Annotated in this window: 1 protein-coding gene; it reads right to left on the bottom strand. The window is 65.5% G+C overall.

Annotated features, from left to right (window positions below):
• The coding region (gene tuf, locus BHU06_RS21915) for an elongation factor Tu (RefSeq protein ID WP_070401354.1) at window positions 1-1,187 on the bottom strand (1,187 nt) is incomplete at its 3' end.

Below are 1,187 nucleotides of genomic sequence, written 5' to 3'. Positions count from 1 at the left end.
TCGATGATCTTGGCCACGACGCCGGCGCCGACGGTGCGGCCGCCTTCGCGGATGGCAAAGCGCAGGCCTTCTTCCATGGCGATGGGCGCGATCAGCTTGACGGTGATCGACACGTTGTCGCCGGGCATGACCATCTCCTTGTCCTTGGGCAGCTCGATGGAGCCCGTGACGTCGGTCGTGCGGAAGTAGAACTGCGGACGGTAGTTGTTGAAGAACGGCGTGTGACGGCCGCCCTCGTCCTTGCTCAGCACGTACACCTCACCGGTGAAGTGCGTGTGCGGCTTGATCGAGCCGGGCTTGCACAGCACCTGGCCGCGCTGCACTTCCTCGCGCTTGGTGCCGCGCAGCAGGATACCCACGTTGTCGCCCGCCTGGCCCTGGTCCAGCAGCTTGCGGAACATCTCCACGCCCGTGCAGGTGGTCTTTTGCGTGGCCGAGATGCCCACGATCTCGATTTCCTCGCCAACCTTGACCACACCACGCTCGATACGGCCGGTCACCACCGTGCCGCGGCCCGAGATGGAGAACACATCTTCGACCGGCATCAGGAAGGCGCCGTCCACCGCGCGCTCGGGCGTGGGGATGTAGCTGTCCAGCGCCTCGGCCAGGCGCATGATGGCCTGCTCGCCCAGATCGCCCTTGTCGCCCTCGAGCGCCAGCTTGGCCGAGCCCTTGATGATGGGCGTGTCGTCGCCAGGGAAGTCGTACTTGCTCAGCAGCTCGCGCACTTCCATCTCCACCAGCTCGAGCAGCTCGGCGTCGTCGACCATGTCGCACTTGTTCAGGAAGACGATGATGTAGGGCACGCCCACCTGGCGCGCCAGCAGGATGTGCTCGCGCGTCTGGGGCATCGGGCCGTCCGCGGCCGAGCACACCAGAATGGCGCCGTCCATCTGGGCCGCACCCGTGATCATGTTCTTGACGTAGTCGGCGTGGCCCGGGCAGTCAACGTGCGCGTAGTGGCGATTGGCCGTCTCGTACTCGACGTGCGCGGTGTTGATCGTGATGCCGCGCGCCTTTTCTTCCGGAGCCGCGTCGATCTGGTCGTAGGCCTTGGCCGCGCCGCCGAACTTGCTCGCCAGCACCGTCGTGATCGCCGCCGTCAGCGTCGTCTTGCCGTGGTCCACGTGCCCGATCGTGCCAACGTTCACGTGCGGCTTGGTCCGCTCGAATTTTTCCTTAGCCAT

The sequence above is a fragment of the Hydrogenophaga sp. PML113 genome, assembly GCF_001777155.1.
GTDB lineage: Bacteria > Pseudomonadota > Gammaproteobacteria > Burkholderiales > Burkholderiaceae_C > Hydrogenophaga > Hydrogenophaga borbori.
This window is presented reverse-complemented; position numbering and strand designations above follow the sequence as displayed.